Origin of the sequence: Kitasatospora sp. NBC_00070, assembly GCF_045041205.1 — a bacterium.
GTDB lineage: Bacteria > Actinomycetota > Actinomycetes > Streptomycetales > Streptomycetaceae > Kitasatospora.
The window spans coordinates 7517971-7530411 of sequence record NZ_CP108247.1; the positions used below are offsets into that span (position 1 = coordinate 7517971).

Annotated in this window: 13 protein-coding genes; 5 read left to right on the top strand and 8 right to left on the bottom strand. The window is 72.0% G+C overall.

Features of this window, described 5'->3' with window-relative positions:
• Positions 1 to 75 precede the first annotated feature (75 nt).
• Complete coding sequence (locus OHV05_RS34150) at positions 76 to 897, bottom strand: SAM-dependent methyltransferase (RefSeq protein WP_405021186.1); 822 nt, start codon at positions 895 to 897, stop codon at positions 76 to 78.
• 164 nt (positions 898 to 1061) lie between these two features.
• On the bottom strand, positions 1062 to 1472 hold the full coding sequence (locus OHV05_RS34155; protein ID WP_405021187.1) for a hypothetical protein: 411 nt from the start codon (positions 1470 to 1472) through the stop codon (positions 1062 to 1064).
• A 216-nt stretch (positions 1473 to 1688) separates the two neighbouring features.
• Here OHV05_RS34155 and OHV05_RS34160 point away from each other — a divergent pair, with 216 nt between their 5' ends.
• Together OHV05_RS34160 and OHV05_RS34165 are read left to right on the top strand one after the other, a co-directional pair.
• The gene (locus OHV05_RS34160; RefSeq protein ID WP_405021188.1) at positions 1689 to 2435 is read left to right on the top strand and encodes a hypothetical protein; all 747 of its coding nucleotides are present in this window, start codon (positions 1689 to 1691) and stop codon (positions 2433 to 2435) included.
• 165 nt (positions 2436 to 2600) lie between these two features.
• Positions 2601 to 3368 carry a hypothetical protein gene (locus OHV05_RS34165; RefSeq protein WP_405021189.1) on the top strand — a complete coding sequence of 256 codons (768 nt, stop codon included), beginning with the start codon at positions 2601 to 2603 and terminating at the stop codon, positions 3366 to 3368.
• Here OHV05_RS34165 and OHV05_RS34170 read toward each other — a convergent pair.
• The 4 genes from OHV05_RS34170 to OHV05_RS34185 form a co-directional block, all read right to left on the bottom strand.
• A complete protein-coding gene (locus OHV05_RS34170; RefSeq protein WP_405021190.1) occupies positions 3358 to 4584 on the bottom strand; it encodes a cytochrome P450 in 1227 nt (408 codons plus the stop codon). The two genes, OHV05_RS34165 and OHV05_RS34170, sit on opposite strands and share 11 nt — an antisense overlap.
• Before the next feature lie 65 nt (positions 4585 to 4649).
• The gene (locus tag OHV05_RS34175; RefSeq protein ID WP_405021191.1) at positions 4650 to 4853 is read right to left on the bottom strand and encodes a ferredoxin; all 204 of its coding nucleotides are present in this window, start codon (positions 4851 to 4853) and stop codon (positions 4650 to 4652) included.
• 148 nt (positions 4854 to 5001) lie between these two features.
• The gene (locus tag OHV05_RS34180; RefSeq protein ID WP_405021192.1) at positions 5002 to 5448 is read right to left on the bottom strand and encodes a MarR family winged helix-turn-helix transcriptional regulator; all 447 of its coding nucleotides are present in this window, start codon (positions 5446 to 5448) and stop codon (positions 5002 to 5004) included.
• Between the two features lie 65 nt (positions 5449 to 5513).
• Entirely contained in the window at positions 5514 to 7250 is a 1737-nt protein-coding gene (locus tag OHV05_RS34185; RefSeq protein WP_405021193.1) for an MFS transporter, read from the bottom strand.
• A gap of 192 nt (positions 7251 to 7442) precedes the next feature.
• On the opposite strand from OHV05_RS34185, the gene OHV05_RS34190 reads away from it, so the two are divergent.
• Positions 7443 to 8534 (top strand): VWA domain-containing protein, encoded by a 1092-nt coding sequence (locus tag OHV05_RS34190; RefSeq protein WP_405021194.1) that lies wholly within the window; start codon positions 7443 to 7445, stop codon positions 8532 to 8534.
• A gap of 93 nt (positions 8535 to 8627) precedes the next feature.
• Here the strand turns inward: OHV05_RS34190 and OHV05_RS34195 are convergent, their stop codons facing one another.
• Both OHV05_RS34195 and OHV05_RS34200 read right to left on the bottom strand, forming a co-directional pair.
• A complete protein-coding gene (locus OHV05_RS34195; RefSeq protein WP_405021195.1) occupies positions 8628 to 9191 on the bottom strand; it encodes a dihydrofolate reductase family protein in 564 nt (187 codons plus the stop codon).
• 468 nt (positions 9192 to 9659) lie between these two features.
• Positions 9660 to 10574 (bottom strand): NAD(P)-dependent oxidoreductase, encoded by a 915-nt coding sequence (locus OHV05_RS34200; RefSeq protein WP_405021196.1) that lies wholly within the window; start codon positions 10572 to 10574, stop codon positions 9660 to 9662.
• Between the two features lie 52 nt (positions 10575 to 10626).
• Here OHV05_RS34200 and OHV05_RS34205 point away from each other — a divergent pair, with 52 nt between their 5' ends.
• Positions 10627 to 10995: a winged helix-turn-helix transcriptional regulator gene (locus tag OHV05_RS34205; protein WP_405021197.1), complete on the top strand. Its 369-nt coding sequence runs from the start codon at positions 10627 to 10629 to the stop codon at positions 10993 to 10995.
• 405 nt (positions 10996 to 11400) lie between these two features.
• On the top strand, positions 11401 to 12138 hold the full coding sequence (locus OHV05_RS34210) for a DUF1206 domain-containing protein (protein WP_405021198.1): 738 nt from the start codon (positions 11401 to 11403) through the stop codon (positions 12136 to 12138).
• The last annotated feature ends 303 nt before the right edge of the window (positions 12139 to 12441 follow it).

Here is a 12441-nt window from a genome sequence, read left to right on the forward strand (position 1 = left end):
CCGCTGCGCCCGGGCGAGGCGGGCGCCCCCGGTGGGCAGGTGCTTGCGCCGCCCGCCCGCCCACCTGCGTGCGGGTCAGGGCATCCGGGCGGTCGCGCCGTAGCCGAGCGCCTTCGACGGTGTCTGGGCGTCCACCGCGTGGCCGGGGGTGGGGCGCCAGTCCGCCATCAGGGTCAGACCCGGTTCGACGAGTTCCATCCCCTCGAACCAGGACGCGATCACGTCTCTGGGGCGGACGTAGAGCTGCTGGCCCACGCCGGCGAGGTAGGCGTCGGTCATCCGCCCGACCTGGGTCCGGGTCTCCGGGTCGGCCAGGTCGTCGGAGAGGTGCGAGATGGCGAGGTAGCTGCCGGGCGCGCAGGCGTCCCGGTAGCGGGCCACCAGGGCGGCGGGGTCGTCCTTGTCGTCGACGAACACCAGCAGGCCGCCCATCAGGACGCCGACCGGCCGGCTGAGGTCGATCAGTTCGCGGACCCGGGGGTGCTCCCAGATCCGCTCCGGGAACCGGCCGTCCGCCTCGACCATCGCCACCAGCGGCTCGTCCGCGAGGATCTCCTCGCCGTGCAGCACGGCGGAGGGCTCGTGGTCCACGTACACCACCCGGGCCTGCGGGTTCCGGGCGTGTGCCACCTCGTGCACGTTGCCCATGGTGGGCAGCCCGGACGCGAGGTCGACGAACTGGTCCACGCCCTGGGTGAGCAGGAACCGCACCGTGCGGCGCAGCCAGTCCCGGTTCGCGCGCGCGAGCAGGTCGACGCTGGGCAGCATCGACCTGATCCGCTCGGCCTTCTGCCGGTCCACCTCGAAGTTGTAGAGCCCGCCCAGGTAGTAGTCGTAGATCCGGGCGATGTTGGCGGACTCGACGTCGGCCACCGGGCGCTCGGTGCTTGTGGTCATGGGGACCCCTCGCCTCGAGATGGCGGCACGTCACGACGGCGTGCCGTCCACCGCCGGTGAGTATAGTGACGCGCCATCAGTTCCGGTGCTGGACAGCAGGGTTGGGCGAGCGACGGTGCGGGTGGCCGCCGACGCGCGCTCGCGTCGGCGGCCACCGGCCGGTGTCAGCTGCAGGAGTGCCAGGGGGTGGGCTGGTTGACGATCGTGTTGCCGTTGGGGTCGAGCTCGATGACCCACTCCCGGATGCAGCTGCCGGGGGCGTAGATGGTGACCGGGCCGGCGTAGGTGGTGAAGTAGCCGCCACCGCCGTCGATCCAGCCCGGGTCACCCGCCTTCTGGACGTAGATGTCGGTGTAGGTCCGGGTGCCGGAGTAGAGGGACTTCACGAACACCGAGCAGTTGGTGCTGCCGTTGTAGTACGTGTGGACCGTCCCCGCGCCCGCCACGTCGCCGGACCAGACGTGGCTCCCCGAGCAGCCGTAGCCGCCCGCCTGGGCCGCCGGTGCGGCCGCGATCGCGCCGAACGAGGTGAGGGCGGCGATGCCCAGGGCCGTGATCGCCTTGCGTGCACGCATGGTGGTGCCTTCCTGGAAGGGAGTCGGTGTCCGGCCCCCCGGCTCGGCAGGGCCTGCGCGGCGCCCGCCAAGTTGTCCGAAGAACCGGTGGAGGTCCCACCGTGGCAACTGGTTGATTGTCCATCTACCGGAAGCCGGCCGGTGCCCAAGTGAGCAGCGGACAACGTGGGTTGACCGCGGACAGGGCCCGGCCGAGGCGCAGAGGGGGGAACAGGGGTGGGAAACGCCGGACGCCCGCAGGGGCACCTCAAGGGGGAGACGGAGCAGGCGGACGGGCTGGCCAGGTTCGTGCGCGAGATCACCGCGGGGGTCACCGTCCGCGAGCTCGCGCAGCGGTACCCCGTCGGCCGGACCAGCTGGAGCGAGTACCGCTCGGCCGGGAAGGACATCCCGTGGCACTGGTTGGAGCGGCTGGTCCGCGACCACGCCAGGGATCCGCACACCAGGGCGGCGCTGCTCGACCGGGGTCGGACCCTGCACGAACAAGCCACTCGGGCGGCGGCGGGGATCCAGCCACGGGCGCAGGCCCGGTCGGCCGCCGAAGAGGCGCTGGACGGTGCCCGCCGCGCGCAGCGGCAGGCGGAGGAGGAGGCGGCGGGGGCGGACCGGCAGATCCGCGCGCTGGTGGCGACCGTGGCCGAACTGCGGGGGCAGCAGCGGGAACCGGCGGTCACCCCGCCGGCGCGCGGCAGCCGGCCCGCCGCCGGGCTGCGGGCGGTGCGGACCGGGGCCGCCGTCGCGGCCGCCGGGGTGCTGGTCCTGGCCGGGGTGCTGGTCGGTCAGCAGCTGGACACCGGGGAACCCGCTCCCGGCGCCGATGCGCCGCTGGCCGCGGCCTGCAACGGGTGGTCCGAGCAGGTCTGGGTCTGGAGCGGCAGCACCCTGCGGAGTCTGGAGAGCGGTGAGTGCCTGGACCCGGTCGCGTACACCGGCACCACCAGCGCCGGTCCGCCGGGCACCTGACCTCGTCGGGCGGGGCGGTGGGGGCGGGGTCGGTGGTGGACGACCGGCCGGTTCACCGGAGCCCCTTCTGTCGCGTTGTCGCCTCGGATAACGTCACGTATCCGGGGCGACGAGCCCGACCTGACGACCCGTCGGTCCGGCCGCCCGAGACCGAGGGGGACCACTGTGCCGAAGAAGAGCGCTGCATCCGCGGAGCGGTTCGCCGGTGACCTGAGCAAGGCCGACGTCGCCGAACTGCTCGGCTGGGTGCGCGACCGGCTGGACCAGGCGGACCCCACCGCCCGGGCGCTGGAGGTGTTCCTCGGCGAGAGCGCGGCCGTCCTCAACCTGAGCATCGAGCTGCGGGACGCCACCCGGCCGCAGGACGGCTTCACCGAGCTGGCCCACCTGCAGGCGATCCGCCGGGAGTGGAACCAGCTGGTCCGGGTCGCCAGGCCCTGGCGTGACCGGCCCGGCTACGACCCGACCCGCTGGGACGCGGTGCAGACCAACGCGTACTTCGCCCGGGGCAACCACGAGAGCGAGCAGCGGGCGATGCAGCGGCTGCGCGCCGAGCAGGAGGCCGCCGACCTGTGGTCGGCGGCCTGGCAACCGGTGAACGTCCGGCTCGCGGAACTCGGCGCGGGCCCGGCCGAACCGGAGGACTGCCCCGGGATGACCGCCGAGGAACTGGCCCAGATCGGGCAGCTGACCCTGACCCAGACCGAGGCGCTGCTCCGCTGCCCGGTCGCTGCCGAGCGGACCCTGGAGCAGCGGCTGGCCGCCTGGATCGGGGTCAACGCGCGGCTCGCCGAGCTCGGACTGGAGCCGGTCGAGGTGATCGGCGCCGAGCGGGACACCCTTCCGGACGGAGCGCGGGCCCAGTGCGCGGTGCTGACCCTCCGCCAGGCCGTCGCGCTCTGCGCGGCCGGCCCGGGGACGCTCACCAGCTGACCGGCAGTTCCCGCAGGCCGTGCACCACCGAGGAGGTGCGGTACTCCAACTCCTCGAACGGGACCGCCAGTCGCAGGCCGGGCAGGCGGCGCAGCAGGGTGCCGAGCGCGATCCGGAGTTCGAAGCGGGCCAGCGGCTGCCCCAGGCACTGGTGCACGCCGAAGCCGAAGGCGAGGTGGCGGCGGGCGTCCCTGGTGACGTCCAGCTCGTCGCCGTCGGTGAACATCTCCTCGTCCCGGTTGGCCGTGGACACCATGCAGATGACGCCCTCGCCGGCCCGGATCAGCGTCCCGTCCAGCTCGACGTCCGCCAACGCGACCCGGGGGACGCCGTGGTGGACGATGCTCAGGTAGCGCAGCAGCTCCTCCACCGCGCCGTTCATCAACTCCGGCTCCGCCCGCAGGCGTTCGGCCTGAGCCGGGTTGCGGAGCAGGGCCACGGTGCCGAGCGCGGTCATGTTGGCGGTGGTCTCGTGCCCGGCGACCAGCAGGAGCAGGCCCATCGCGGCGGCCTCGGCGAGGGTGACCTCGCCGCGGGCCACCAGGCGGCTGAGCAGGCTGTCGTCGGGGCTGCGGCGCTTGGTCTCGGCGAGCTCGACCAGGTAGCCGTTCAGCTCCTGCTGGGCGGCGGCGACGTCCTCGAAGTCGGCGGTCAGGTCCAGCAGGGTGCGGCTGTGCCGCTGGAAGAAGTCGTGGTCGGTGTACGGCACGCCGAGCAGCAGGCAGATCACCAGCGAGGGGACCGGCAGGGCGAACTCGGCCACCAGGTCGGCCGGTCCGCCGCCGGCGGTCATCCGGTCCAGTGCCTCGTCGACGATCCGCTGGATCTGCGGGCGCAGCGCGTCCACCCGCTTGATGATGAAGTCCCCGGTGAGCAGGCGGCGTTGGCGGGCGTGCTCGGGGTCGTCCAGGCGGATGAAGCTGGGCGTGGTGCGGGCCACCAGTTCGCGCCGGCCGGGGGAGAGGAACGGGAAGCCCGGGTGGCGGGCGTCCGCGCTGAAGCGCTGGTCGGAGAGGACGGCGCGGACCTGCCGGTAGCCGGTGAGCAGCCGGCAGGCGGTGCCGTCCCAGAGCCGGGCCTCGCCGATCGGTGCGCTGCGGTGCGCCTCGCGGTACGCGGGCGGCGGGTCGAACGGGCAGCCGCCGGGGGTGGCGGGGAGGTCGGTGACGGCGGGTCCGGGGTGGCTCGGCCGTGCGGTGGGGGTGTCGATGCTCATCGGGCAGCGGTCCTTCCAACGTCCAACGGGGTCAGCTGGATTGGCGGGGTCGGGCTCGGTGGGGCTCAGCCGGGCCGGCCCGCCAGGGTGATGGCGCCGCCCGGGCAGAGCGCGGCGGCGAGCCGTACGTCGGGGGCGGAGGCGGGCCCGGGGTTCGGGTCGAGCAGCCGGACGAGGCCGTCGTCCTCGCTCTGGTCGAAGACGCCGGGGGCGGTCAGCACGCACTGGCCGGAGCCGCAGCACCGGTCCTGATCGATGGTCACCTGCATGGTGGGCACCTCGGTCTCAGGGGTGAATCGGTTTCCCTAGGCAACCAATTCACCGTAACCCAGTGCGCATCGCACACGAAGAGGTGGCGCGCCCCGCGCTGGAAATGGCGGGAAACCGCCCCTCGGTTCCCCGCTTGGAGCGGCCCGCTCAGTCCTGCTCCGGCTCCTCCGCCAGCAGCTCCAGCACCGGGAGCGCGGCGAGCAGCGCGGCCCGCTGGTCCGGGGTGAGCCGGGACACCCGGTCGGCGAGCAGTTGCGAACGTTCGGCGCGGATCCGGGCGATCGTCTCGCGGCCGTGGTCGGTGACGGCGATCAGGGCGGACCGGCGGTCCCGGGGGTCCGGGTCCTTGGTGATCAGCCCGTCCTCGTGCAGCGGGGCCAGGGTGCGGATCATCGAGGGCGGGGCGACCCGCTCACGGGCCGCCAGGTCGCCGAGCCGGATCGGGGCGTACTCCTCGATCCGGGCCAGCGCGGAGAGTTGGGCGAAGGTGAGATCCAGCCGACTGGACGCCTGCACCATCCGGCGGTGCAGGCGCGAGATCGCCAGGCGCAGTCGGGACAGCTCCGCCGGAGGCAGCTCGGGTCGGGTCGCCATGGGTCCTCCGGTCTCTCGTGGTCCTCGCGCCCGGCCTGTGGGGCTGTACTGGTTCGGCGCACCGGTCAGGCGCGCCGCACCGGGGCGGCTGCCCGGTCCGGGCCGTCCGGCGCCTTCACGGTACCCGTCGTACGGCCCCGCGCCTGCGGACGGTCCGTCACCAGCGAGGCGGCGGCCCCGAGCAGCGAGAGCGCGATGGCGAACCAGAACACCACGACCAGGCCGTCGTGGAACGGCCCGGAGATCAGTTGGGGGAAGAACTCGCGCCCGGTGAGGGTCTGCGCGTTGCCCGCCGGCAGCCGGGCCAGCAGGTCGGGCCCGAGCAGTTCGCGGACCGGGTTGTAGCCGAGGAAGGCGGCGAACAGCGTGCCCACCGGGGGCAGCCCCGCGATCGACCGGGCGGCCGGGGCCGGGACGCCCTGGGCGGTCAGCCCGCTGTCCAGACCGGCCGGGAGCGAGCCGGCCAGCCCCGCGACCATCAGCGAGAAGAAGATCCCGATCGAGAGCACCATGCCGGCGTTCTGGAAGGTGGCCCGCATCCCCGAGGCCGCGCCGCGCGCCTCGGCCGGCACGCTGGACATGATCAGCGAGGTGTTGGGCGCCGCGAACAGCCCGCCGCCCAGCCCGTTCAGGAAGATCAGGAAGGCGAACCAGCCGTAGCCGAAATCGGTCGGGATCAGCAGCAGCCCGCCGAACGAGACCGCCATCACCACCAGCCCGCCGGCCGCGAACAGCCGGGCGCCGTACTTGTCGGAGAGGTGCCCGGCCAGCGGCCCGGCCGCCAGAAAGCCCACGGTCAGCGGGATCATGTAGAGGCCCGCCCAGAGCGGGGTGGACTCGTAGTCGTAGCCGTCCAGCGGCAGCCAGATCCCCTGCAACCAGATGATCAGCATGAACTGCAGCCCCCCGCGCGCGACCGAGCCGAGCAGGGTGGCGACGTTGCCGCCGGTGAAGGTGCGGTTCCGGAACAGCCGCAGCGGGAACATCGGTTCGGCGACCTGACGCTCGATCAGGCAGAAGGCGACCAGCGTCGCGGTGCCGCCCAGCAGTCCGGCCAGGACCCAGGGGTCGGTCCAGCCCATGGTGTGGCCGCCGTACGGCTGGATGCCGTAGGTGATGCCGGCCAGCAGGGCGGTCAGGCCGACGGCGAAGGTGAGGTTGCCCCACCAGTCGATCCGGGCGGGTCGGCGGAGGCCGGTGTCGCGCAGCGAGCGGTAGGCCCACAGGGTGCCGAGCAGGCCGATCGGGACGTTGACCCAGAAGATCGAGTGCCAGTTCCACTCGGCGAGCACCCCGCCGAGCACCAGGCCGACGAACGAACCGGCGATGCCCGCCACGATGTTGACGCCCAGTGCCATCCCGCGCTGCCGGGCCGGGAACGCGTCGGTGATGATCGCCGCCGAGTTCGCCATCAGCATCGACCCGCCGACCGCCTGCGCGACCCGCCAGCCGATCAGCCAGAGCGCACCGCCGCCGCCCGCCATCGGGTCGAGCGAGAGCGCCACCGAGGTGAGCGTGAAGACCAGGAACCCGGCGTTGTAGATCCGCACCCGGCCGTGGATGTCGCCGAGCCGGCCGAGGGTGACCACCAGCACGGCGGTGACCAGCAGGTAGCCCATCAGCATCCAGAGCAGGTAGCTGACGTTGCCGGGCTCCAGCGGGTTCAGCCCGATCCCGTTGAAGATGGCCGGCAGCGAGATCAGCACGATCGAGCTGTTGATCGTCGCCACCAGCGTCCCCAGCGTGGTGTTCGACAGGGCCACCCACTTGTAGCGCGGATGGTCGTGGTCCACCGCTTGCATGTCGGCCTCCCCAAGACGTTAGTTGCCTTCAGCTAACTATCGGCCGGGGGGGCTCCCGAGGCAAGGGGGTCGTGGCCGGGGCCGGGTCGGCCGGCTCCGGAGTGGATTGTCAGTGCCTCCTCGTATTCTGTAATCAACGTTGGAGGGGGCGCCGAAAAGGCGTCGACAACGCGCCGAAAAAGGGGTGGCACTATGTCTGCGAACAGGATCAAGCACAAGGTCAACCACGTCTCACTGGTGGTCGACAATTCCGGTTCGATGCATAAGCACGAGGCGCAGCTGGTCCGCGTGGTGGACGAATTCGTGAAGGGTCTCCAGGAGGAGTCCGACCGGCTCGGCCACGAGACCCGCATCAGCCTCTACGCGTTCGACCACGTGGTGCAGAACCTGGTCTGGGACATGGACGTCAAGCACCTCCCGTCCCTGCGGGGCCTCTACAAGGTCAACAACGGGGCGACGGCACTGATCGAGGCGGCCGTGAAATCCCTCGACGACCTGACGAACATCTGGGAGGGGTACGGGGAGCATTCCTTCCTCCAGGTCGTGGTCACCGACGGCGAGGAGAATGCGTCCGGCTTTTCGGAGACCGGCCGTATGCACACGCGGCTGAGCGGCAATCAGGGGGCGGATGTCCTGGGCACCTGGGTGGGGCGGGTCCGGAGTGCGATGGACAATCTCCCCGACCACTGGACATCGGCGATCCTGGTCCCGAACTCCCTCGCCAAGCGCACCGCCCAGGGCTACGGCTTCCCGGCCGGCAACATCGCGATCTGGGACGCGGATTCCAGCCAGGGCGTCGAGGAGGCCATCGGCACCGTCAAGGCGGCCGCCACCAGCTTCCTGCGCGGCCGCGAGCAGGGCGTGCGCGGCACAAAGAACCTCTTCACCATGGGCCAGGACCTGAGCACCGCCGAGGTCAAGGCCAACCTCGACGCTCTCGACGCGGGCAAGTACATCCTGGTCCCGGTCGACCAGCCGACGCCGATCCGCGACTTCGTCACCCGCTCCGGGCACCCGTACCAGACCGGCTGCGCCTTCTACGAGCTCTCCAAGCGGGAGAAGATCCAGGGCAGCAAGCAGCTCGCCGTGGCGGAGAAGGACCAGACCACCGGCCAGCTCACGGGCCGGGTGTTCTCCGGCCCGGCGGCCCGTCAACTCCTCGGCCTGCCGGCCTCCGAGGCCACGGTCAAGCCCGGCGACAACCCGGCGTACACGGTGTTCGTCCAGTCGACCTCGGTGAACCGGAAGCTGGTCCCGGGCACGAAGCTGCTCGTCCTCCTGTAGGAGGAGTGGGCGCTGACGGGTGGGGACGGCGTCCGTCCCCACCCGTCAGCGCGGTGCCGATCCGATCCTGCGGGTCCACACGGGGAGGGGCGCTCAGCGCCTGGTCTCGTACCTGGTCAGGATCACGCCGCAGGGAAGCGTCCGGGTCTCCACCAGGTTCAGGTTCACCCAGTTGTCCAGCGCGGTGAAGAACGGCGTGCCGCCGCCCACCAGGACCGGTGCGGTGGCCAGCACGTACTCGTCGATCAGGCCGGCCCGCATGGCCGCCCCGGCGAGCGTCGCACCGCCGATGTCCATCGCGCCGCCGTCCTCGGCCTTGAGCCGGGCGATCTCGGCGACCGCGTCGCCGGTGACCAGGCGGGTGTTCCAGTCGACCGTGTCGACCGTCGAGGAGAACACCACCTTCGCCATGTCCCGCCAGCGGCGCGCGAACTCGATCTCCGCCGGGGTGGCGTTGGGCAGTTGGTCGCCGGTCGGCCAGTAGGAGCTCATCGTCTGCCACAGCTTGCGCCCGTACAGCGACAGGTCGGTCGCCTGCAACCGGTCGGACCAGAACTGGAACAGCTCGTCGCTCGGCACGCTCCAGCCGATGTCGTCGCCGGGCGCGGCGATGTAGCCGTCCAGGCTCAGGTTCATGCCGTAGATCAGTTTCCGCATGGCGCCAGCATTCCGTGAGTCGGTCCCACGCGTACGGACCGGCGCGCGGGTGCGCGATCCGAGGTCACTGTGGTCCTCCGGGGTCGCTGCTCGACCTCCGCCAGCCGACCGCCGCATGTGCGGGGCCGACTGGCGGCTGGGTGGGACAGCTACCTGCGGCGAATTCTCTTGACGATGCAGACGACGGCGGGGGTGAGCAGCGCCAGGGCGATGACGACGTAGTGCCAGGGTTCCACGGTGGTCTCCTCGGACGGTGGTGCAGCGGCGCCATCCTGCCGCACTGTGGCCGGGAGTGAGGGGGCAACGGCGGAGGAGACCGTGATCGTTGGTCAGTTGTCGGGAAGCCAGGGGGTGATGGCGCCCGGCCACTGCCGGTGCCCGTCGTTGAGGGCAGACGGTGGGGGTGCCCGAGGCCAACATGCGGAGGGCCTGCGGCTGTTGCCCAGCCGCAGGCCCTCCCAGCAGGGGTCAGGGGTTCGGCGCCTGCTCGGGCTGGTAGCGGCGGCCCAGCACCTCGGCGAGGCGGCTCACGCCGTCCTGCCCGTGCCCGAGCGCGATGGTCCGGCGGACCAGGCCCTCGGCCGCGCGCATCACCCCGGAGTCGATGCCGTGCGACTCGGCGGTGTGCACGACGTGGGCCATGGTGGAGACCCCCGAGGTGAGCGGGTTGATCGCGCCCGAGTAGCTGCCGCTGTCGAAGTCCTCGGCGAACTCCGCGAACAGCGGGGGCAGGATCGCGCCGATCCCCTGGGCGAACGGCGCCAGTTCCCGTCCGCTGATGCCCTCCGCCTTGGCCAGCGCGAGCGCGTGCACGTACCCGGCCATCGCCGTCCAGAAGATGTCCAGCAGCGCGATGTCGAAGCCGGCCGCCCGGCCGATCTCCTCGCCGAGGTGGGTGTGGGTGCCGCCGAGCAGCGCCAGCACCGGCGCGTACCGCTCGTAGAGTTCGGCCGGCCCGCTGTGGATGAAGACCGCCTCCGGCGTGCCGATGCTCGGGGCCGGCGTCATGATGGCGCCGTCCAGGTACCCGACGCCGTGCTCCGCCGCCCAGACGGCCGTGGAGCGGGCCCGGTCCGGCGAGTCGGCGGTCAGGTTGACCACCGCCCGGCCCTTGAGCGCGGCCTCGACCTCCTCGCGGCGCAGCACGGCGTCCGAGGCGTCGTAGTTCACCACGCAGACGACGGTCAGCTCGCTCGCGGCCACGGCCTCCTCCGCCGTGGCCGCACTCACCGCGCCCCGGGCGACCGGCTCGGTGTCCCGGCCCGGGGTGCGGTTCCAGACCGTGGTGCGGACGCCGGCGTCCGCGAAGGCACCGGCCAGGGCGCGGCCCATCGGCCCGAGGCCGAGCACGGTGACGGTGGGTCGGGTGTGGTTGGTGGACATACTTCAGCTCCTGTAGACATGGTGGTGGACAACGATGAGCCCGGGGGAAGAGATGACGCGCAGTCAGGCCGTGAACCCGAACGTGTGCGGGGTGACCGCCGCGATCGCGGTGATCGACGGCAAGTGGAAGACGTCGCTGCTCTGGCTGCTGGAGGCCGGCCCGCACCGCCCCGCCGAACTCCGCCGACGGCTGCCCGGCCTCAGTGAGAAGGTCCTCACCCAGGCCCTGCGCGAGATGGAGTCCGACGGCCTGGTGCACCGTGAGGTGCACGACGTCCTGCCGCTGAAGACGGTCTACTCACTGACCGACTTCGCCCGCCGCCTCTCCGAGGCCCTCGGCCCGGTCTCCGACCTGGGCCACGAACGCCTCGACCGCATGGCGGCCGAGCAGGCCGGAGCGGCCGAACTGTCGGCGTCCTGACCCGCAGTCATCTCCCTTCGCCCTTCTGGGCACCAGTCTCGTCGCACCCGCAGGCCCCTGCCCAGTACGCACAAAAAGGTGGCCACTGGGCCGGGACGCGACGGTCATCAGGCGACGGGCGGAGCCGCCGACATGCTGGCCGTCCAGCCAGACACCCGGCGCGGGATCTGGGCCGCACGTACGCGGCCGATCTCGGGCGGACCCCTATTCCCGGCTCGCACTGACGGTGGCAGTGCCCGTGGCGGCGGGTCGAGGGCATGGGACCCCCTGATGCCGGGCATACGCGCGGTCATCGCGAGGTGCGGTTGAGTACCGCATGAAGAGGGGGATGTCCTGGTGGATGCCGTACCGAGGGACGCAGGTCGGCGCGACCGATGGCTGCGTATCGCTGGCCGGTCGGGCTTCGTGGCGCGAGGGGTGGTGTACCTCCTGGTCGGCTACCTGGCGCTGAAGATCGCGTTCGGACAGGGTGGTGGGAAGGAGGCCGACCGTCAGGGTGCGCTCCAGCAGGTCGTGGAGCAGCCGTTCGGCTGGGTGGCGCTCTGGCTGCTGGTCGTGGGCTTCGCCTGTATGGCGATCTGGCGCGCGTCGGTGGCCGTGTTCGGTGGCTGGGAGCGGAAGAAGGTCGGGAGTCGGATTCTCAACGGCGGCCGGGCCGCGTTCTACGCGGTCGCCTGCTGGGGAGCCGCCGTGTTCGCTGCCGGTGCGGGGGCCTCGTCCAGCAGCGACACCAAGTCCCGGGACTGGACGGCGACGTTCCTCGGCAAGCCGGGCGGCCGTTTCCTGGTCGGGGCGGCGGGGCTGGTCGTGATCGGGATCGGCATTGGCATCGCCGTCCGCGCCGCCCTGCGGAAGTTCCTGCGGAAGCTGGACACGGCCGCGATGGGACCCAGGACCCGCACCACGGTCACCGTCAGCGGTGTGGCCGGCAACGTCGCCCGTGGCACGGTATTCGCCGCCGCCGGCGTCTTCGCGCTGATCGCGGCCGTCCGCTTCGATCCCGGCCAGGCCAAGGGAGTTGACGACACTCTGCGCTCCTTCACGTCCACCCCGGCCGGCCCCTGGCTGCTGGCCCTGGTCGCCTTGGGCCTGCTGCTGTTCGGCGGCTTCTCCTTCGCGGCCGCCCGCTGGCGCCGCCTGTGAAACGTGTCGGTTTGGCAGGTCCGCCCCCGTGCCACCAGTCCTCTGTCCGCGGGACGCGGCAGGTACGGGCGCATGAGGTCAGCACTGATGGTGTGCATGATCAGGGTCGGCCGCGGGGCCCCGGTGCTGTCGTCCCGGTGGAGGTAGCCGGGCGGGGTGGTGCCCTCGTACGGGATGGCGACCGGCTCGATCTGCGGTGTGTACAGGGCCGCCGCCGTCCGGAAGTAGGCCCCGCTGCGGTTGTAGGCGTGATCGTGCCGCGGGTCGTACGGGTGGCCGTGCAGGAAGAACTTCGCCGACCGG

Excerpts from the sequence above, each read along its gene's own strand:
- OHV05_RS34150 (WP_405021186.1), bottom strand. The coding sequence starts at position 897 with ATGACCACAAGCACCGAGCGCCCGGTGGCCGACGTCGAGTCCGCCAAC.
- OHV05_RS34185 (WP_405021193.1), bottom strand. The coding sequence starts at position 7,250 with ATGCAAGCGGTGGACCACGACCATCCGCGCTACAAGTGGGTGGCCCTG.
- OHV05_RS34180 (WP_405021192.1), bottom strand. The coding sequence starts at position 5,448 with ATGGCGACCCGACCCGAGCTGCCTCCGGCGGAGCTGTCCCGACTGCGC.
- OHV05_RS34190 (WP_405021194.1), top strand. The coding sequence starts at position 7,443 with ATGTCTGCGAACAGGATCAAGCACAAGGTCAACCACGTCTCACTGGTG.
- OHV05_RS34170 (WP_405021190.1), bottom strand. The coding sequence starts at position 4,584 with ATGAGCATCGACACCCCCACCGCACGGCCGAGCCACCCCGGACCCGCC.
- OHV05_RS34175 (WP_405021191.1), bottom strand. The coding sequence starts at position 4,853 with ATGCAGGTGACCATCGATCAGGACCGGTGCTGCGGCTCCGGCCAGTGC.
- OHV05_RS34155 (WP_405021187.1), bottom strand. The coding sequence starts at position 1,472 with ATGCGTGCACGCAAGGCGATCACGGCCCTGGGCATCGCCGCCCTCACC.
- OHV05_RS34200 (WP_405021196.1), bottom strand. The coding sequence starts at position 10,574 with ATGTCCACCAACCACACCCGACCCACCGTCACCGTGCTCGGCCTCGGG.
- OHV05_RS34205 (WP_405021197.1), top strand. The coding sequence starts at position 10,627 with ATGACGCGCAGTCAGGCCGTGAACCCGAACGTGTGCGGGGTGACCGCC.
- OHV05_RS34195 (WP_405021195.1), bottom strand. The coding sequence starts at position 9,191 with ATGCGGAAACTGATCTACGGCATGAACCTGAGCCTGGACGGCTACATC.